This window comes from Mesorhizobium waimense (assembly GCF_003601975.1).
GTDB classification, from domain to species: domain Bacteria; phylum Pseudomonadota; class Alphaproteobacteria; order Rhizobiales; family Rhizobiaceae; genus Mesorhizobium; species Mesorhizobium waimense.
Window position 1 is genome coordinate 1 of the sequence record NZ_QZWZ01000051.1, and the last position, 18,605, is coordinate 18,605.

The following is an 18,605-nucleotide window of genomic DNA, read 5'->3' on the forward strand; positions in this document are numbered from 1 at the left end:
TCTCCGATTGCTGCTGGGCCCGGGTCCGACTCGGGAGCCCGTTTTCATCATATCGGGGAACAACCGCCGCCTATGCGCAAGGGCTACAAAGCGGCACGTGGACGCGGCTCCCGCGATTACCCCATGTAATTACCTACAAACTGCGTCGCAGCGTCATCGTCACCTCCAATCGGGTCGTACAGGACTGGGGGACATATCTGCGAGACAACACCATGAGCACGACGATACTCGATCGGCTGATGCATCATTGCCATCTGCTTGAGTTCGATGGACGCAGCTATCGTCTCAAAGAAGCCGCTGAGGCCCTTGCTCGGGAAACAAAGTCAAACTAACAAATACACCCTCTGTCCTGTCTTGCGGGTGGGGGAGTTTGACTGACCCCCCCCGGGGGAATTTGAAGTGACCCGCGGGGTGTGTTCCGCGACTTCCAGATCCGAACAAGGCCTTGCCCAAGCAGCTGGTAGACTACTGTACCCGAGTGGAAAGGAGGTATGTTCGAAACTCGACAACTCGGTTTTGGTAGCTGAAGAAGTTGAGTAATGCGAGATCAGCGTTCGCCAGCGGCAGACGCTGCATGGTATAGCGACAGCGCCAGCCACCCTTGGCTCGTCCGCGCAAAAAGAAGCCCGCATGGGCAGGACTTTGCCGCAACCCGGCAACTTGCCCGATAAGGCTCGATTTGGCCCGCGAAATCGCCTCTCGCGGGCCTTATGAGATCCCACCAGCCACGAGGCCGGACTTTGCTTCTGCCTAGCCACTCTCGGCGAGAGAAGGAAGGCGAAATTTGACTTCCAGGCTTATCCTTTCGTGTCCAGCCGCGGGCCAACGACCATGATGGCGGGCTCGACGGAAAGCAGCTTCTTCGCCATCGCCTTGACCTTATCGCGGGTCACTTCCTCGATAAGCGCGGAACGGCGCTGGATGTAGTCGATGCCGCGCTTGTCGATCTGCAAGCCGAGGAGCGTTGCGCGGCGACAATTACGGTGTCCGGTTGAGCGACAACTATGATGGCCGGTAGGAGCGCTTGTCAGGTCCGGCTGCGTCGAGGACGAAGTGGCCTTTCTGGGCCGCATGATCGAGCAGGCGGACCACAGCCGCGAGCTGCGAGGTCTTGACCGCCAAACTGTGTGCATGGACTGCAGCACGCCATGGGGCGCGTCGCAGGGCGCCACCGTCTACGCGGACGGGATCGTATGCCATACCACGGCCGGACATGGCGGCTTCAAGCTCTCCGCCGCGCGCAATGCGACGGTCCACCCTATGCTGCGGGCGGAAGACGCCTGTTACGAAGAGGACGCGGAATGGGCGATCGTCGCGCTCACCTTTCCGGACCTGTTCACGACCTACGAGCGCGCAGCCGCCGACAAAGCAGTCCGCGACTCCTGGCCCGATGCCTGGGAAGCGATCTCCGGTCGTTCTCTCGCTCCCGGCGAGTCCCACGAGAAGGATGCCCAAGAGTTCGCGCGGGTGCATGCCGACGACTGGATCGCTCTCACCGCCTCCGTTCAGATCATGCCGGGATGACCGAGGTGATCGCCACCATCGGCGGCAAGCGCGAGGAAGGGGTTGAACAGCGTCGCTTTCTCGTGCCGAGCGACGACTACGCTGTCGGCCGCTTCGGCTTCGTCATCGATGAGACGAAGCATGCCGCCTATGATGGTCCCTCGAGCTTTCCCAGCTGGCGCGGGAGGGTCCCGTAATGTCGGGTCCGCCAGAACAAGCCGCGCAGCTCTTGCGCATGGAAGCGGCGCGGCGGCAGACGCAGCACCAGCTCGATCTGATCGACCGGCAGATCACGCGGCGCATGACAGCGATCATTCCGCTGCTTGGCCGGCGACAGGCCACCCTTCGCCGCGGTAAGGCGCCGGAGCCGGGCGCCTTTCTGGAACGGTATCGCGCGACGCTGGCGGCGCTGACCGCCGAGCGTCAGCCGGAAGTTGACGCGCTCACCCGAAAGCTTGCCCGACAGGACGTTGCCATCGCGGCCGTTCGGGCGCGCCACCTGCTTCCCCTTGATCCGGCAAAAGGTCCAAATGACGCCTCAAGCGAAGGGGAACGCTCATGAGCACGATTGGCGAACTGGCGCGAAGCGCCGGGATCGGCTCGTCGCCCCAAGAGCGCACAGCATTCCGGTTTCGGTTCCACCGTCTGCCAAGGGTCGAATGCCGGAAGGCCGGTGTGACTTTAGCATTGGATTATATGAGAACGTCCAACGGACGTATCAGGAACGAGTATGGCTATCGACCCTCAGGCCAGTTTCGGCCTGATTACACTGATGGCATCAACTATGGCGTCGGCGGCCTGTCCGTCGAGCACGATTTCTAACAGGCCCATTGTTGTGCTGATGGATAGGATGCCGAGCGCGCCTTTCTGATCTTCGACCGTGCTGACATGGATTTCGGTCGGCACGAAAGGGGCAGCCTTCTTCGTCGGGTTCATGGTTGCTCGCGTCACTCGGGCGACCTCGACAATCGCGCAACTCGGTGACAGGTGCAAGCAGCCTTGGGCGGCCACGGGCTTTTGGTACAGCCGCGCTCGATCTCTCATTATGTGCGCCAGTGCGTTCGGCAGGACTGTAGCGATCCTTGGCGCTTTCCGCAGAGTTGCCATAGAGCTTTACCAGCATGGCGTCATCGATCTCGGCACAATACGCGCCCTCGACGGCTTCCAGGTATGTCCTGTGCCTGTCGCTGGTCAGCTGGACGCGGTTGGCGAGCCGTATCCGCAAGACCATGCCCGTGCTCATCTCATGCCGCAAACGGTCTTCTGAGAGTTGGGCGGAGAGCCGGCCCGACCCGTTAGGTCCCATCGAACGAGTGCACGCTTCCGGCAGGCTGAAATTATGCTGCGGCGCTGTTGGTGGCGCCCTGTTCCCTGGCTTCCGTTGTCGGACCAGGCCCTTGGCCGATCTGTCCTTCGGTTTTGCTGCGGTCTGAACCGGCGGCCGTTCGTTTCAAGGCCGCTTCGCGCCGCGGGGCGGCCGGACCGCGCCGTCCTCGGCAAAGCAGGTTTGCGCGCCGCGCGAGGTCAGGAGACCTGCTTGCGCGCATACCGGCTCCGCTCGTCCTGGCGGGCCCGGACCCTGAAACGCCCGTCTTCCGCCGGTTCCTTTCGAGCGCACCGAAGGACAGATCGGCCAAGGGCCGGACCGCTTCGGAGGAAACCACGAAAGGAAGACCCCATGGCCAAGCCCGCAACCCAATCCCGCCAGTCCGCCCGCCTCCAGCGCATCGTCGGCGCCTATGTCGGGTCCGCGCACGGCGCCGGCCAGTTCTACTCCCGCGCCGTCACCGAAGCACGCGATGCCACCGCCAAGGCCGCCAATGACGCGCGCGACGAGGACCTCGACGGTCCGGTCGGTTACGACAGCGCCGCCCAGCGCAAGCGCGAATTCGCAGCCGACATGGGTATCCAGGCCCATTCGCTCCGCATGGCCGCGCAAGGCGCCGTTGCCGCCTACGAGCATGTCGTCGGCGAGGTCTGGAAGCCGTTCGAGCGTCCCGTCGAGAATCCCGGCCAGAACCTCGACCGCAAGGCGGCCGAGCAGCAGATGGCGGCACTCGGTTGAGCCGCCCATCGGGCAAGGCCTAGGCCTTGCCCGTCACACCGTCTTATGGGGCCGGTCCTGCCGCGACCGGCCTTTTCCGTGTCGCGCCGCGCCGAACAAGGGAAGAAGAAAGGAGAACGGAAGGGAGCCGCGCCCATCGCGTCCCGTCCCGGATGGCGGTCCTGCCCGGCCCGGTGGGTCGCGCAACGGCTTCGCCGTCCTCCTCTTCGTTCCGGTCCTGTGGATGCGCGTCCCCCTGATAGCCCAGGCGACGGACGCCCGTGACGGGCCGCGATGGGCGCGGCTCCCAAATGGAGGTTCAGGACATGAAAGCCAGGGCAAACGGATCACGCACCGACATCTATGCGCGGATCACCGACAAGATCGTTGCCGATCTGGAGAAGGGCGTTCGCCCATGGGTCCAGCCATGGAGTAAGCGCAACACCGTCGGTCGGATCACCCGACCGCTGCGCCACAATGGCGAGGGCTACACAGGCGTGAATGTGCTCCTTCTCTGGTCCGAGGGGATCGCACGCGGCTTTTCTTCGCCAATGTGGATGACGTTACGGCAGGCGAACGAACTGGGCGCGCATATTCGCAAGGGTGAGAGTGGCGCGACCATTGTCTATGCAAGCCGCTTCACCAAGACCGAAAAGGACGCCGGGGGCGCCGAAGTCGAGCGCGAGATCCCGTTCCTGAAGGCGTACACCGTCTTCAACTGTGACCAGATCGAGGGTCTGCCTGATCATTGCTGCAGGCATGCGGACCCGGTCCCCAATCCGGTCGAACCGATCGAACACGCCGAGCGGTTCTTCGGTAATACAGGAGCGACGGTGCGCTATGGCGGCGACAAGGCCTATTATTCGCCGGCTAGCGACCATGTGCAGTTACCTTTTCCCGAACAGTTCAAGGACGCCGCGTCGCTAGTCGCTACGAAAGCCCATGAGATTCTGCATTGGACCTCCGCCGCTCCTCGACTGAACCGGGACCTTAGCCGATATCATCACGACAAGACCGACCGGGCGCGAGAAGAACTTCGCCGAAATTGGCGCCAGTTTCATTTGCGCCGATCTGGGCATTGTGCCGGAGATGGAGCCGCGGCCGGACCACGCCAGCTACCTACAGTCCTGGTTGCGCGTCCTTCAGGAAGACCGCCGGGCGATCTTTTCGGCCGCCGCCCATGCGCAGCGGGCGGTCGCCTATCTGCATGGCCTACAGCCGCGGACGGAAACGGAGCGGAAGGCAGCCTGATGCTTCACGCTCCGCTGGTTGCCGGGCGGACCCCGGTTTTCTCCGAACCGCCCTGCGAGCGCGCTTGCTCGGCACCGGCGCGAAATCCGGTCGCCGAACCACGCGGCAGTCGAATCCTGGATCGGCATCTCCACCGCCAAAATGTTGCGGGCAAAACCCACCATGCCCGCAACCTGTTCCTCCTCGCTCCACACCGCAACGAACCGCAAGGTTGGCTCTGGGCCGCTTCGCAGATCCGCTCCCGCCTCAGCCGTATCGTTCTTCTGGCGCTTGCCGACAGGCTTCGCCCAGCCCGGAGCGATCAATGACGCCATGTCCAAGCTTGGTGAACTCCCGAGCCCAGGAGTGGGTGCTGCCGGCAAACACTAAATGCACTTATCCCCACGGCGCGCATCATTAGCATTTGATAATATGAGAACATCCAGCGGACGTTTCCGGAACGGGGAGAGGTTCAGCGGTTCTCGTTCAAATCAAGCTCGGCCCCGATTCGCGGCGCGGTGTTCCTTCGGCGTGCAGCAAGGGTCGACCTGTCGACGGTCGCCGATCGCGGGGCAGCTGGATTGTGGCCGAGTGAAGGTGAGGACATGCACGGCGTATAGAGGACTGGCAATCGTCATTCAATTGCATTACATTTTCTGCAGAAATGGAGGCGCTGATGGCCGCGAACGCCCTTGTCCAGACCCGTATCGATGCCGACGTCCGGGATCGGGCGTCCGCCGTGCTCGAAAGCATGGGGCTGACGGTCTCCGATGCCGTTCGGATCCTGCTCACCCGTACCGCCAATGAGGGCGCGCTGCCGCTCGAACTTGTGACCAGCAGCGAGGCGCATGATGCCTGGTTCAGGGGCAAAGTGCTGGAGGCGCTCACCGATACCAGGCCCGACATGCCGGACGATGAGGTCGAGGCGCATTTCGCGAACCGGCGTGCGGCGGCACGGCGGAGGCGCGGCGACCTGGCATCGTGAAGCTCGTATGGTCTGCCTTGGCGCTTTCCGATCGCGACGGCATATTTACCCACATCGAGGCTGATAATCCGGCGGCCGCCATAACGGTCGATGAACGGATCGAGGCTGCGGCCCGCCGTCTTCGGGATTTCCCGGAAAGCGGCCGTCCGGGCCGGATTGCCGGGACACGCGAACTGGTCGTCACCGGCACGCCCTATGTGGCGGCCTATCTAGTGACGGAGACCACGGTCCGCATTCTGCGTGTCCTGCACGGCGCGCAGCAATGGCCGGGCGCTCCGCCCGAATGCTGATGTTTCATCAGCCCCGCTTTCCAACCTGGTGATCGGCACCCGGCTGTACCCGCAAAAAAGCCCCGCCCCGGCGGCCGGTTTCCATGTGGGGAGACAGTGACACGCCGCAGGCCTGTTCGGCGGAAGTGGCCGTCTCTGTCTCGCCCGGCCTGCAGGAGACGATGCCGGGAAAAGTCGGATCGCCCAGCTTGACCGAGAGCCTTGCCACTTGCGGGAGCGATCACTCAATCGGCTTCGACCAGCGCGCCATCATCAAGGCGAGGCGGACGTGGCGCCGGCAGAGGCGTCGACGCGGTGGCGAGCATCGATGTCGCGGGGCGAGCGGTGCTGATGACGCGGTATCCCTGTTTTCTGTGGGTAATGGCGCCGACGACGCATGATCCAGGTTCCTTCCCGTCTCACACCTGGGCGCACCCACGCAGACCTCGATGGATCTGGTGTGACCGCAGGACGCCTCTCGTCTCGGTCGCCATCCCGCAACGGCTGGCCGCGGCTATTTTCCGCCGGCGGGGCGCAGCCCGCCTTTGCATCGCGAGGCAAAATAGCCGCTTGCGCCCGCCCTCCACTTCGTTGCGGCCTTGTCAGGTGCGGGGTCGACCGCCTCCGGTCCTTACACCGCCATCGAGGTCGCGATAGGCGCGGCCCGAGAAAACCCGAAAGGAACAGATCATGGCAGTCATCGGCGATTTCTCCACCAACGGCAACAACGGGATTGTCGGCAATGTGCGCACCCTCACTGTCAGCATGCGTGCCCGCCTGAACCCCATCGAACGTGTCTCGCGCGACGCCCCCGACTTCCGCATCACCGCCGGCAACGGCGTCGAGGTCGGCGCAGGCTGGAAGGCGGTCTCCGGCGACGGCGAGGAATATATCTCGGTCAAACTGGATGACCCGAGCTTCAATGCCCCGATCACCGCAGCACTTTGGCCGGGCGAGAAGGAAGGAGAATACGCCCTCATCTGGAACCGGCCGAAGCGCGAGGTCTGAAACTCTTCCACGAAGGAGGCCCCGCCGCCGAGGCGGGGCTCATCTCTTGCGCGTGTGGAAGCCGGAAGCAGGCATCGAGCCTGCTTCCGGCTTTTCGGGTGCCATACGCAACGAGGAAATCTGGTCAGATCGTCCAAGGCGTCCGGCGCACCGAAGGCTTGCTCCGGATCGAGATGATCGTGGCACATCGAGGTGGTGAAATACGGTCGCATCCCCTGGCCTGGGCTGCGGCTTTCTTTCTTCTGTCGTCCCATTCTACGGCTGCTCAGCCCGCGTCAAGGACGAGCGTGGGCCCCCGATTTTATCTCCGCTTCGGTTCCCTACGCTCCGACAAAACCGGCACCCCACTCGCCGGCTCCGCCGGTCGCGTTCCGCGATCCCTGACCCGCGCTTCGTGCGCACGTGGCCCGTTGACGTCATCAAAAGGAGACGTTTCGACATGACCACCATCGATCACATCAATGAACTGCGGGCCGAGCTTCGGAGCTGCTGCTTCACCAGGAAGGAACGCATCGCGGCTGAAGCCGAACTGGCGGCCCTGATTGCACAGGAGCAGGCAGACGCCGAGCAGTTCGCGCGTAACATCGAAGCCTTCGCCGCTGACCTCGAATGAGATCGGCGACGAAACGAGGGGGGTAAGCCCTCTCGTTTTATCGCCCGTGGGCTCTCAATGACCACGGAAGCGGGGCGCCCATTTTCGCGCGCTCATTCCATGAAAAAATCACGGCGCGCGCATTGCCGAGGAAAGCCGCGCTCGTATTCTCCATGAGATGCCAGCGGTCGGCGACCTGAACCGCATTCGGTAATGCCTTGGCGGTGGCTTCGCCGTAACCGCCGCCGCGGTCGCGCGAGACGGTTTCGATCTCAGGGTGATCGGCAAGCCAAGCCTCGACGGTGGCAACTTCTCGGTCGGGCAACAACGTCACGATCCGCCGTCGCTCCAGATCGCAGACGATCGTGCCGTAGCGATGGTTACGGCGATAGGCCCAGTCATCGATGCCGACAATCTTGATAGGGGTCTGTTCGTAGACAGGCCGTCGCCGCACCACCCGTAGCAATGTGTCATTGCTGAGCTTTGCAAAACTAACCGTCGGCCGGCCGCCGAGCGCCAGTCCAAGATGATGAACGATACACTCCAATCGCGAGGTCCGGCGCGATCGCTCGGTGACAAGACTGTCGTCAAAGCGCTCGGTGAAGATTCGTCGACGGCACAATGTAGCATCGCAGTCGAAGCGCCGCGCGCCGAGGGGGAGCTCTACCTTCGTCCCACTACAGGGAAGATCGGACACGCGTCGAACATAGCGGCTGTGGACCCGGCTCGACACTCTGCGGCAAAGAGGGCAAGGCCGCGCCGGCGTACCTGACCGCGCGGTAATGACGATCACTTCTTCGTTCTCAGCGATGGCCTCGACGACCAATCCCGCCGGGATCAAGGACGACAAACGCAAATTTCTCACCGTGGTGCTGATTCCCCTCAGAAAACGGCAACCACGCCGCCATCAAATGTGAGTCAGACCCCTATGTCGGCCGATTGACATCGGGTAGGTGGATCGCGGCTGATAGCCGCGCATCCGCTTGGCGCGCAGCAGCTGGAGGAAAAGCTCGACAGCTTCGCCCTCGGTATCGAAAGAGTGCTGTACCGTGCGGCCGGTGGTTCCGATCCGACCCCAACGGCGGACCAGGCAGGTCTGGCCGAACAGGGTCTCCTCGATCGACAGCGCATAGAAGCGCGCCATGTTCCGATCCGCGTCGCGGCGTTCGATACAGAGGCGATAGAGCTGCGCGATCATTGCGGACAGAATCGCGCAGCCGGACGCGCGCGTCCAATGAATGGTTTGAATCAGCGGACGCGGATCGATTCACTCTCGTGATGGATGGAACCGAACATCAGTCGTTCAGCAGCGTCTTTGATGGCCTTCCCCGAAGAGATGTAGCCAATCCTCGTTGGGCCGGAGTCATGGGCGGTCGGTCATAACGAAAATCGACGCGATTGGCGCATCTGGCTACTTTGGCTGCCGAGCAAGGAATTCCGTTATCAGGCCCTGCACCACCTCCTGCATGGTTGTTCTATTGCGCGCGCAATGGACCTGCAGCTCGATCATCTGCGAGACCGGAATGCGTGTGTGCAGCCGGGCTGTCCCGCCGTCTGCCTTTGGCCTTTCGAGCTCCGCCTTCGCCTTTCTGGCAGACTGGGTTCTCGTCTGCTGCTCCAGGTTGTCCGTTTCGCTGATGCTGGATTTCACGATGGCAGCCATGTTGCGCGAGAACGGATCATCCGAACGGGCACGCGGTTTCAAGGCAGGCAGCGGCAATTGGTTTGCGGTCCGATCGCTTTTCTCGTTCATTGCGGGGTGGCTCCGTTCAGTTTGAGGATGATCTCGGCGGTCAGGGCATTCGTCTGGTCGCGAGCGTCCTGCACCGCCTTGTTCACGGGCTGGACTTCGTAAAGCGTCCCGGCGGTTGCGATTGAGGCGAAGGTCGGCCGTTGCGACAAAAACGTCTCAAGCACGCTGGCGTCGGCCTGCCGCAGCAGCTGGATCGCCGTGCGAAAGGCCATCGTGTTGTGCTCGATCCCCGAAACCATGTTGAGCATCACCGCGTAGGGAATTTCGCGATGGCGTCCGCCAAGCGAACGGATGTGCCGGATCAGACCCAGGCATTGCTTGACATCGAAGACGTGCGCTTTCGTCGGGATCAGCACGAAGTCGGCGTTGGCGACGGCCGGTCCGAGGGCGGCCACGGCCGTGCCCTGGACGTCGACCAGCAGCAGGTCCTCGGCGTCGGATTGCGCCAGGCGATCGATCAGTTCGTCGGTCGAGTTGATGGGGATGACGTCGATGTTTGAAAGAGCGTACCCGGCGCGGCGACTGTTTTTGCTCCACTCCAGGGCCGACAGTTGCGGATCGGTGTCGAGCACCGTCACCCGATGACCGGCGGCGGCGAACTCGCCAGCGAGCAGGATGGTGGTCATGGTCTTGCCGACCCCGCCTTTGGGAGAGGCCACTGTGATTTGCACCGCGCGTTGTTCCGGCATTGTTTTTTCCCAATGTTGCGTCACCTTGGCGTCAAGGCGCATAGGCGATTTGGCGCCAAAGTGACTTTCTTGCATTATGCCTATGCGTCGATGCTACAAAGTGCGAAGGCACATAAGTGCCCAGGTGATAACACGAATTTGCGCATTTGGTGCAATGTTCCGGGGTGCATAGTTGGTTATGGACTATCAAAACATCCGATCAGTATAATGTTGCATAGTGAATTGACAAGATACGCAATTTGGGTCCAAATTGGCTGAGCAGGTCGTCGCTTCGCTTCGACCTGGACCGTCTTCGACGTGAGGCCCATCCGCCATAGCGAGGGAATTTTGGACACCAGCGCCGCCCACAAGGACACCCGAAAGCGCTCCCGGATCGATATTGGGCCGGACGCGGGCGCGCTCCTGGATGAGGCCTGCAAGGTGTTCCAGCTTGACCGAGCGGAGACGTTGCGGCGCATTATCCGGGCCAGCCTGGATGTCGGTCCCGCTCTGTCAGCTGAGAATTCACGCACTGTCGCGGCGTTGGCCTCGCAAGTCCGGATGGTCGGCCGAAACCTCAGCCAGCTTCTCCATGCCATTCATTCCGGCCACGCTGCCCCCATGGAGGCGGCGTTGCCGATATGGGAAGCGCTGGATGAGCGGGTGAAAGCTGTCGACGCCGAATTGACGGCGATGACGATCGCGCATGGCCTGAAACTTCGGAAGGCGGCGCATCTGCTGGATGGTGAGGGCGCGTGAACCTCGACCAGTCGTCCATACAGGCCATAGCCGATCGGATTCGCGCGAGCGCGGCTTTTGAAGAAGAGAACCGCAAACGCCGGCATCGGGCCATGTTGTCCTTTGCTGGAAATGACGATGATTGGTTGTTCAAGACGGTTCGCGGCCGGACGGGGGAGGGCGGTCTCGGGGGAAGCCAGACAACGGAACCGGCCGTGCCGCGCACGTCTGCGCGGGAGCTGGAGCCGCCGCGCGGTAAAGCCGGGCGACTAAACCTCGCCCTGCCAACCAAGCGGCGGAAGCTCGCCGGCGGACCTCGGTCGAGGGCTGCTGCCGACAGGCTGGCGGCCGGGTATCAGCCGGCCGTTCTGAAGGTGATTTCCTACGGGCATGGCGTCACTAGGGCAGCCGCGATCGGTCAATATATCCAGAAGGAGGGCGTCGCGCTCGAGACGTATGACGCGCGTATCCTGGCAACGCGGGAAGCCGTCGCCGAGGAAATGAAACAGTGGGGCGAGCGTTTCGACAAGCGGCGGGAGAGCGAGGATGTGGCGACGTTTCGGCTTTCGCTGGCAGGGCAGGAGAATGCCGAGCGCCTTTCACAGGCAGTTCAGGCAGGTTTCGCCGGCCACGGTTTCGCCTATCGTATCGACACACTGCAGGACGGATCGAGCGTCGCGCGCGTCGTCGCGACCATGGCCGGACAGAGCGTCGTGCGGGGTGAGAACGGGGACGACAAGGTGAAGCATCGGTTTCACTTTTCCGATCGACGCCAGCAGGATCGCCAGTTCTCGGCACCAACCCGGGCCATGATCGCCTCGCGGATCTCCGATGCGCTTGGGGTCAAGGAGAATACCGTTTCGGTGAAGCCAATTGGGGAGCCCAGCCACGGCCAAGCCGGTGTCGTGTTCCAGCTCGCGCGCCTTACCCATGACGGAGCGGCGATCGGCGCCGACGGCGCCGCGATCGCGTCTGAGGAGGCGGTTCGGCAGACCGCGCAGTCCTGGGACAAGACCCTGAATTCCTACAAGCCTCGCGACACCATGCACATGATCCTGTCGGCCAAGGCGGGCGAGGACAGGCAAGCCCTGGTGAGGGCCGCACGTGGGTTCCTGCATGAGCAGTTCCCCAATCACAAATTCGCCTTCGGCATGCATGCCGATATGGCGGAGGAGGGCGGCCATATTCATGTCCATGCCATCGTCGCCGTGAAAGGTGAGGACGGTGAGCGATTGCGACCAGGTCCGGCCCAGCTTCGCGAATGGCGCGCGCTCTATGCCCAGCACGCACAAGCGCAGGGCATGAAAATCGTCGCGACTTCCGCAGCCTATCGAGCGTCATCACAAAGCTATGGTCCGCGCGACAAGGCGATTGTGGCCACGGCCGAAAAGCCGCGGCCGGGCAGGGAGGCGCTGGACCGCGCCTATGCCCGTGCAAACCCGCACGTCATCGAGAAAGCCCGCCAGCGGATCAATCACGCAAAGGCCAACCCGGTAAAGATTCCGATTTCGGCGCGCCAGCTGCAGGCCAGCCAGGCAAGCCTTCGGGACTGGCACTCGGTTGCTGCTGCTCAGCCGGATAACGCGATAGCGAGTCAATTCATTGATCGGATGACGCAAGCTTTTCGATCCGGTACTGTTGTCGTCGCTATTCGAGATGGAAAGGGTGTTCAAATGAGTTCAGATGCCACCGCGGACCAGATGCGGGAAAACCTAAAACAGATCAACGAGACCGTTAACAAGACAGCGGCCATGATGAACGGCCAGACGAAATCGGAGTTCTTACGGCGCGCAGCGCCCACCATGGAGCTGCTTGCGATCCGGACGGATCTCAAATCCCTGCAGGAAGGTGGCGTCACCCATGTCAGTGAAGACCAGGCCCATCGGATTGCCGGCGCGCGCGCCGAAGCTTTGATCCACCGCGCCCAGGAGATCGAGGCCGCTGAGCGGCTTGAGGCCGATCGCGCTCGCGAGATCCGTAATCGCGCCATCGAGCAGGAGATTCGTGACGAACGAGCCGGATCGGCTGATCCGACCTCGCTTGAGCAGGCTGCGCAAGACCGCGAAATGGTGCGCAATGCCGAAAGCATCGCTGCGAAGGAAGCCCGCGAGGCACAAGCCGCAAGCGAAGCCGCGCGTTCATTGGCGCAGAATCCTAACGAGCGGCTTGATCCCGAGATCGTCAAAGGCGAACGGCTCGAAGAACTGCAGCGCCTGCAGTCGAGGAGCATCAACACCGCTCCGGTCGAAGGCGAAGAGCCGGATTCACAGAAGCCGCAAAAGCAGTAGTTGCCTCGCCATGCAGCACTGAGTGAGCTCGTTGTTCCCTAAGCCGGGCTCGCTTCGTTCGGCACTCGCTCGCGCCAAAACGCAAAATGTGCTCATTTGACACTTCGTGATTATGCAGCCACTTTTACCCGGATTTCTATTTCCAGGTGTGCGGAGGCGGCGATGTTGACAAGTGCGTCAAGCGAGAATTTGGCGAGCTTACCGCGCAGCAGATCATTGGTGCGAGGGCGCGTCAGACCGAGCCGCTTGGCGGCTTCCTCCTGAGGAATGTCCCAACGCTGGACTGCCTTACGGATTTCGTAGAGCAGCGCCGAGCGCGCCTTGAGATTTGCTGCCTCTTGTTCGGTGTCCGCCAGGGCGTCCCAGACGTTCTCATAGATTTCTACGTTCATCGTTCTGCCTTCCATCGTTTTAGCCGTTGAGCCGCCAGATCGAGGTCTTTCTTGGACGTGGCCTGTGTCTTCTTGTGGAACGCATGAAGCACCAAAACGCGGTCCTCCAGGGTTGCCAGATAGATGACGCGGACCGCTCCCGATGCCTCCCGGACTCTGATTTCCCTGACGCCGGCCCCCACGATCTGCAAAGGCTTCCAGTCGTCGGGATCGTCGCCGCGCTGGACAAGTTCGAGCTGCCAGCCGGCCTCTATCCGCGCATCGTCAGGAAACGCTCGAACATCCGCCCTACTGCTTCCAAGCCATTCAATCACCTTCATCGAGGTGCACTGTATCGGTTTTGATACAGGTTGGCTAGAGTGAAAGTCAATCGCATTTTACGGACCAGCAATCAGCTCACGTCCCACAAAGAACCGGGAGGCGCAACGAAACGGTTCGATGCGCCCGCCATCGGATTAGGGACCCTTCGTCTTGTTCTCACACTCGACATGGGCACCGAAGGCACAAACCGCTCATTTGTATTCAACTGAATTTCACGTCCTAGCGATCGCCGTGACGTCTAATTTGATCCTGCAGCGCCTCAAGAGCGGCTGACGGTACCCCTTCGACATCTCCGCTATCCACTGACGGTGACAGAAAACGAGCGCCCGCCTCCACTTCCTGATCGAGCGATGCGAGCAGCGCGGCGATCGACGTGGACTTGTTTCCCGGCCGGACTTGGAATTGCAAGACATTCGCCTTGCCTTCTGACGCACTCGGGTCGGACGTCTTTGATGCTGCCGGCGCCGATCGCTGGCCAAGGGTGGGAAGCGGCCGCGGCGCATCATCGGCCGTCTGATCGGTCCGCTTCGGCTTCAACTCCGGAACTTCAGCGGCGACCTCGCTCTTTGCTTCAGCCTCACCGCCCGTTGCAAGGCCTGAGCTTGGCAGCACCTGTGGTGCGTCCGCGCTGTCGCTCTTTACTTTCGGCTTTAACGCGACGGGATCAACCCTTTCAGCCGCCGCACAAGTCGAAGGCGGCACCGCATCGGCATGGGCTGTATCGCCTGAAACCGGCGCTTCGACGGTATCGGGTTCCCCCAACTCGAAAGGTGCCGCTGGCGCGGGGTTAGCCGCCGCTTCGACGTCCGCCATCGAGCGCAGCGGAAGATCCTGCCATCGTGAGAGAGGCGGAACCTTCAAGCGCCGGTGCCGAAATTCCCGGTAGGTCGCCTTATAGGGAGCGTCCTTATAATAGGTGATCTTGCGCACCAGGAAACCAGGGGAGCTTGAGACCAGAACCACGGCCTGATTCGCCGGCATTTGCCGCAGCTCCGCCGCCGTCCGGAATGGCCTTTCCTGATAACTTAAACTCTTGTCTCGGCCCCCAAATATGCCTTGACCAGCCCTGATGATCGGTGTGGCCACCTCGATCGTGGTCGGTCCCAGCATTACAGAGACATGTTCCGAGGTCTCCACGTCGTTCATGCGGATGAAAAGCTTCACCTGACACGCGGACACCGTGGTCTGCCGCGTCGCTTTTCCATAGACTTCGTCAAGCTGGGCAAGATCCTGCAGGATCAGGACCATGCGAAAGCCATAGCCCGCGTTGATCGCCAGCTTGGAAACGATAGACTCCATTTTGCCGAGCTGGCGAAACTCGTCGATCATCACCAGGACCTGATAGGGCTCGTCCGGGCCTGGCGAGGAAGCCATCAGCACATCATGGATTTGCTGAACCAGGAGTTTGATGATGGGCCGGAACACGTCGAGCTGCGCCACCGAGCAGCCGATGAAGAGAGCCGTCGGGTCCTTGCGAAACTTCGAGATATCGAAATCGGTCGACGCCGTAGCGGCTGCAACGAGATCGTTGGTCCAGGGGCTGAGAGCCGCCGTCATGTTGAAGTAGGCCGAGTTTCGCGTTTCCTTTTCCAGCGCAATGAACTGGTTGAGCCCGTGCACGACCCACGAAGGCAGATATTTTTCCTCGTCATTGCGGATATTCGTCAGCACCCTGAGAAAATCCACGCCGGTCGAAAGAAGCATCGCGACGGCGCGCAAATGACGCTGCCCCTCATAGCGTGGTGACGTCAGCACATAGCCGATCATGGCCGAAAGCAGCTGCCGGCCGGCGCGCGCCCAGATCTCGGAACTTCCTGTCGCCTCGGGGATGATGAAGGAGGAGACCACCGCGCAGTCCGTCGGCATGCGCGCATCGCGCCGGATGAAATCCAGCGGATTATAGCGATGCGAATCCTGCTCGCCGGGCGAAAAGAAAAATACCTTGTCGCCGAGAGCCTGCCGGTGTGCACCGAACGCCTCGAAGTTCTCCCGCTTCGGATCGAACCACACCGAGGATCCTCGCCACATATAACCGTTCGGAATGACAAAGGAGACGCCCTTGCCGGATCGGGTCGGCCCGACTACCAAGACGTGCGCGGGATCGTCCGAGCGGATCGTCGCCCCACCCATCTTGCCGAGGATCAAGCCTTGCTTTGCCAGCAGGTTTTTCCTTTCGGCATCCATGATCGTGCCGAACCGCGCATCGCCGTAGTGCTTTGGCTTGCGGTTGATAAGGCTTGCAAAGATCAGGCCGACGCCGATCGCCACGACAACCGAGACCGCGATCGCGCCCCGGATGATCGTCTCGCCCTGCGTGGGATGATAGGCTAGGCGCTGGCTGAAATGCTGCCAGGCAACGAACAGGCCGCTTAGGCTGCGTTGCGCGTTCTGGTATTTTAGAAGCCCCCAGCGCGAGGCGCCTTCAGAGGGGAGGGCGGGATTCCACCGCCATGTCGCCACCAGCTCGTAGGCTAGGCTCCAAAGGGCAAAGAAGGCGGCGAGGCCGATGAGGCCGAGGAGAAGCCTATAAGTGAATACGCGAGACATTCTGGGGAACCTTTCTGGCGGCTCTCCATTCGGTCATGCGGTTGAACCAGATCGCCGAAGTTCCGCGCCAGCCGCCCCGGCGCGTTTGTTGGATCACAATCGGCAGGACCGACCGCACGTAATCGATGATCTCTGCCTTGCTCAGCCCGAGCCCAGCCTGCATGACCATCAATGCCAGCTGCTCAAACGCACCGGTCGGGCTGTCCGCATGGATCGTCGTGATCGATCCGGGATGACCTGTGTTGACGGCGCGCAAGAACGAATAGGCTTCCGCTCCCCGGATCTCGCCCAGGAAGATTCGATCCGGCCGCAACCGCATGGCGGCTTGCAGCAGCGTTTCAACGGTCACGTGCGCCAGGCCCTGGTCGCCCTTTGATGCAACGAGGGGCAGATAGTTGGGCTGGTGTGGTTTAACCTCCCGCGTATCCTCAATGGTGAGGATCCGCTCATCCGAAGGCACCTCGTGCAAAATCGCGTTCAAAAACGTCGTTTTGCCCGACGATGTGCCTCCTGAAAGCAAGATCGAATACCGTTCCCGCACGGCCAGGCGGAGGAAATCCTCGATCTTGCCGGCGTCGAGATATTCGCAAAGGGCGCTGTCGGTCTCGGTCAATTCGCCGGGATCCTGGACGGAGATCGTATCGAACGACCCCCGCTTCCGGTAATCATCAAGGCGCATATCCTTCACGACCTGCTTGCGGATCGCGAAGGCGCCTCCTGTCGGCGTCGCCGGTGCAAGCACGCCCTGGAAGCGTTCGCCGCCGGGGAGGGCGGCTGAAAGCAATGGATTTTCCTCGCTGATCGATTGCGAGGATGACGCCGCTATACGTTCCATGAGGTAAGTGATCGCGGCGCGGTCGAGCTCGGGGACGTCGAAGGGCTCCATATGTGTCGAGCCAACAATTTCGACCCACACAAGTCCAGGCCCGTTTGCACAGATTTCGACCACGCGATCGTCGTCGAGCCAGCGCCGCACCGGCGCCAGTGCCTTATTTAGGAAGACGGTTCTTTGCTGCCCGCTCACGTCGTATCTCCGTCAACGCCTCGCGTACCGGGTCCGGATAGAACTCCGAAAAATCGAGGTCCCGGCGGACGAACACCATGATGCGCGACCCCTGATCGACATGGATCGTGGGCGCGATATTGATCGAATTGCGAAGCGCCTCTTCGGCAATGCGGTTGAGGCTTTGCGAGACCTGTTGCGCGCCGATCTGACGGGCGCTCTGCAGGTATTGGTTGGGCTGCGTCTGGTTTGTCACCGTCTGTCCGGTCTGCGGGTCCGTGTAGGTCTGGTTGGTGTTCGACCCATTCTGGTCGTTGCCGAGGTTGGCGATGAATTGCGTCGCACCGCCCACGACACTTAGAAGGATCGCCGAGCCGAACCGCTCGAAATAATGGTTGTCGACCTCGCCCGGCATGCCGCTGCGACCGAGCTCGTCGGTGCCCGTCGAACCGAGCTGCACCGACATGCCGTCCGATCGAAGCAGGCGTGTCCACACTATGAACACCCGCGTTTGGCCGGTTGCGATGCCACTGCGATATTCACCGATAAGGCGGGAGCCAGCGGGGATCAAAACCCTGCGACCGTCGAAGGACCACACATCCTCCGATACGACGGCCCGAACCATACCGGCAAGATCGCTCTGGATGGCGGTCTCGAGTACGCCCTTGATCATCGTTCCTTGGGCGACCAGAGCGTCCGTGCGCGGGTTCATCGTGGCCTTCGATGTATCCGCTCCGCTCTGGCTCGCCCTTGCCAAAAAACGCCGATTGGGGTCCTCCTCGCCCTCGCCTGCGTTTCCGGCCGCCGCTGCATCCGTACCATTGCCGCCCAATGCTGACGCACTGCCAGGCGCATCGCCGCTATCGACGACGAGCTGCTTGGCGCGCAAGCGCTCCCATTTGCGGCGCTCCTCCTCTTCTTGCCTGCGCCGTTCTTCCTCAGCCAGGCGACGGGCCTCGGAATCATCCTGCACCTGTGGTGGAGCCGCAGGCGGCTGCAAGGCTGGTGGAGGGGGAGGCGGAGCCTCGACGGTCGCCGGCGGCTCTTCGGGAGCCGTCGGAATTTTCAGGGTGCCGTTATCAAGCTGGGGGCGCGGCGTATCGAGCCCCGGTGCGGGAAACTGTGTGGTGTGAAACTCCTCGCCATCCGACGCTGTCAACAGCGGCTTGTCTGGCGCACGCGTCGCCGCATAGATCATCCAGCCGGCGAAGACCACCGCACCCAGCGGAACCGCGATCTTGAAGAATGTGCTTGCCCCGAATTT

The 18,605-nt window shown here is 62.0% G+C and carries 18 protein-coding genes and 5 pseudogenes; 11 read left to right on the forward strand and 12 right to left on the reverse strand.

The features are described 5' to 3' along the window. On the forward strand, positions 1-332 hold a 332-nt coding region (locus D3227_RS43260; RefSeq protein ID WP_245452017.1), incomplete at its 5' end, for an ATP-binding protein. Positions 333-797: 465 nt separating this feature from the next. Here the strand turns inward: D3227_RS43260 and D3227_RS33940 are convergent. Then, positions 798-953 (reverse strand): hypothetical protein, encoded by a 156-nt coding sequence (locus tag D3227_RS33940; RefSeq protein WP_379016743.1) that lies wholly within the window; start codon positions 951-953, stop codon positions 798-800. Positions 954-1,035: 82 nt separating this feature from the next. Here D3227_RS33940 and D3227_RS33945 point away from each other — a divergent pair. Together D3227_RS33945 and D3227_RS33950 are read left to right on the forward strand one after the other, a co-directional pair. Then, positions 1,036-1,700 (forward strand): annotated as a pseudogene (locus D3227_RS33945) (DUF7007 domain-containing protein); the annotation flags it as partial. A 38-nt stretch (positions 1,701-1,738) separates the two neighbouring features. Next, the gene (locus D3227_RS33950; RefSeq protein WP_208646528.1) at positions 1,739-2,065 is read left to right on the forward strand and encodes a hypothetical protein; all 327 of its coding nucleotides are present in this window, start codon (positions 1,739-1,741) and stop codon (positions 2,063-2,065) included. A 182-nt stretch (positions 2,066-2,247) separates the two neighbouring features. Here the strand turns inward: D3227_RS33950 and D3227_RS33960 are convergent, their stop codons facing one another. Further along, positions 2,248-2,439, reverse strand: coding sequence for a hypothetical protein (locus D3227_RS33960; protein WP_120018514.1), 192 nt, complete (start codon positions 2,437-2,439; stop codon positions 2,248-2,250). A gap of 100 nt (positions 2,440-2,539) precedes the next feature. Continuing rightward, a pseudogene (locus D3227_RS44520) lies at positions 2,540-2,719 on the reverse strand (IS1 family transposase); the annotation flags it as partial. A gap of 498 nt (positions 2,720-3,217) precedes the next feature. On the opposite strand from D3227_RS44520, the pseudogene D3227_RS33970 reads away from it, so the two are divergent. From D3227_RS33970 to D3227_RS41970, 6 genes and pseudogenes are all read left to right on the forward strand, one after another. Further along, positions 3,218-3,568: pseudogene (locus tag D3227_RS33970) on the forward strand (hypothetical protein); the annotation flags it as partial. A 305-nt stretch (positions 3,569-3,873) separates the two neighbouring features. Beyond that, a pseudogene (locus tag D3227_RS33975) lies at positions 3,874-4,798 on the forward strand (ArdC family protein). A 655-nt stretch (positions 4,799-5,453) separates the two neighbouring features. Further along, the gene (locus D3227_RS33980) at positions 5,454-5,762 is read left to right on the forward strand and encodes a type II toxin-antitoxin system RelB/DinJ family antitoxin (protein WP_095204709.1); all 309 of its coding nucleotides are present in this window, start codon (positions 5,454-5,456) and stop codon (positions 5,760-5,762) included. Continuing rightward, the gene (locus D3227_RS33985) at positions 5,759-6,052 is read left to right on the forward strand and encodes a type II toxin-antitoxin system RelE/ParE family toxin (protein ID WP_120018516.1); all 294 of its coding nucleotides are present in this window, start codon (positions 5,759-5,761) and stop codon (positions 6,050-6,052) included. The genes D3227_RS33980 and D3227_RS33985 overlap by 4 nt, the downstream gene beginning before the upstream one ends. Before the next feature lie 669 nt (positions 6,053-6,721). After that, positions 6,722-7,039, forward strand: a complete 318-nt coding sequence (locus tag D3227_RS33990) for a DUF736 domain-containing protein (protein WP_120018517.1) — start codon at positions 6,722-6,724, stop codon at positions 7,037-7,039. 439 nt (positions 7,040-7,478) lie between these two features. Beyond that, on the forward strand, positions 7,479-7,652 hold the full coding sequence (locus D3227_RS41970; RefSeq protein WP_167480975.1) for a hypothetical protein: 174 nt from the start codon (positions 7,479-7,481) through the stop codon (positions 7,650-7,652). 115 nt (positions 7,653-7,767) lie between these two features. On the opposite strand, the pseudogene D3227_RS33995 reads toward D3227_RS41970, so the two are convergent. The 4 genes and pseudogenes from D3227_RS33995 to D3227_RS34010 all read right to left on the reverse strand — a co-directional run. Further along, a pseudogene (locus D3227_RS33995) lies at positions 7,768-8,496 on the reverse strand (ISL3 family transposase); the annotation flags it as partial. Between the two features lie 42 nt (positions 8,497-8,538). After that, entirely contained in the window at positions 8,539-8,829 is a 291-nt protein-coding gene (locus tag D3227_RS34000; RefSeq protein WP_120018519.1) for a WGR domain-containing protein, read from the reverse strand. A gap of 213 nt (positions 8,830-9,042) precedes the next feature. After that, positions 9,043-9,384, reverse strand: coding sequence for a hypothetical protein (locus tag D3227_RS34005; protein ID WP_120018520.1), 342 nt, complete (start codon positions 9,382-9,384; stop codon positions 9,043-9,045). Next, entirely contained in the window at positions 9,381-10,073 is a 693-nt protein-coding gene (locus tag D3227_RS34010) for a ParA family protein (protein WP_120018548.1), read from the reverse strand. Before D3227_RS34010 ends, D3227_RS34005 begins: the two co-directional genes overlap by 4 nt. A 327-nt stretch (positions 10,074-10,400) precedes the next feature. On the opposite strand from D3227_RS34010, the gene D3227_RS34015 reads away from it, so the two are divergent. Together D3227_RS34015 and D3227_RS34020 are read left to right on the forward strand one after the other, a co-directional pair. Then, positions 10,401-10,811, forward strand: coding sequence for a hypothetical protein (locus tag D3227_RS34015; RefSeq protein WP_245452018.1), 411 nt, complete (start codon positions 10,401-10,403; stop codon positions 10,809-10,811). A 674-nt stretch (positions 10,812-11,485) separates the two neighbouring features. Then, positions 11,486-13,078, forward strand: coding sequence for a relaxase/mobilization nuclease domain-containing protein (locus tag D3227_RS34020; RefSeq protein WP_245452019.1), 1,593 nt, complete (start codon positions 11,486-11,488; stop codon positions 13,076-13,078). Between the two features lie 110 nt (positions 13,079-13,188). Here the strand turns inward: D3227_RS34020 and D3227_RS34025 are convergent, their stop codons facing one another. The 5 genes from D3227_RS34025 to virB10 form a co-directional block, all read right to left on the reverse strand. Continuing rightward, entirely contained in the window at positions 13,189-13,470 is a 282-nt protein-coding gene (locus D3227_RS34025; protein ID WP_120018549.1) for a helix-turn-helix domain-containing protein, read from the reverse strand. Further along, positions 13,467-13,790 carry a type II toxin-antitoxin system RelE/ParE family toxin gene (locus tag D3227_RS34030; protein ID WP_120018522.1) on the reverse strand — a complete coding sequence of 108 codons (324 nt, stop codon included), beginning with the start codon at positions 13,788-13,790 and terminating at the stop codon, positions 13,467-13,469. Before D3227_RS34030 ends, D3227_RS34025 begins: the two co-directional genes overlap by 4 nt. Before the next feature lie 220 nt (positions 13,791-14,010). Beyond that, positions 14,011-16,059, reverse strand: coding sequence for a type IV secretory system conjugative DNA transfer family protein (locus D3227_RS34035; protein WP_245452020.1), 2,049 nt, complete (start codon positions 16,057-16,059; stop codon positions 14,011-14,013). 256 nt (positions 16,060-16,315) lie between these two features. After that, positions 16,316-17,362: a P-type DNA transfer ATPase VirB11 gene (gene virB11 / locus D3227_RS34040; RefSeq protein ID WP_167480977.1), complete on the reverse strand. Its 1,047-nt coding sequence runs from the start codon at positions 17,360-17,362 to the stop codon at positions 16,316-16,318. Then, the gene (gene virB10, locus D3227_RS34045; RefSeq protein ID WP_245452021.1) at positions 17,328-18,557 is read right to left on the reverse strand and encodes a type IV secretion system protein VirB10; all 1,230 of its coding nucleotides are present in this window, start codon (positions 18,555-18,557) and stop codon (positions 17,328-17,330) included. The genes virB11 and virB10 overlap by 35 nt, the downstream gene beginning before the upstream one ends. Between the last annotated feature and the right edge of the window lie 48 nt (positions 18,558-18,605).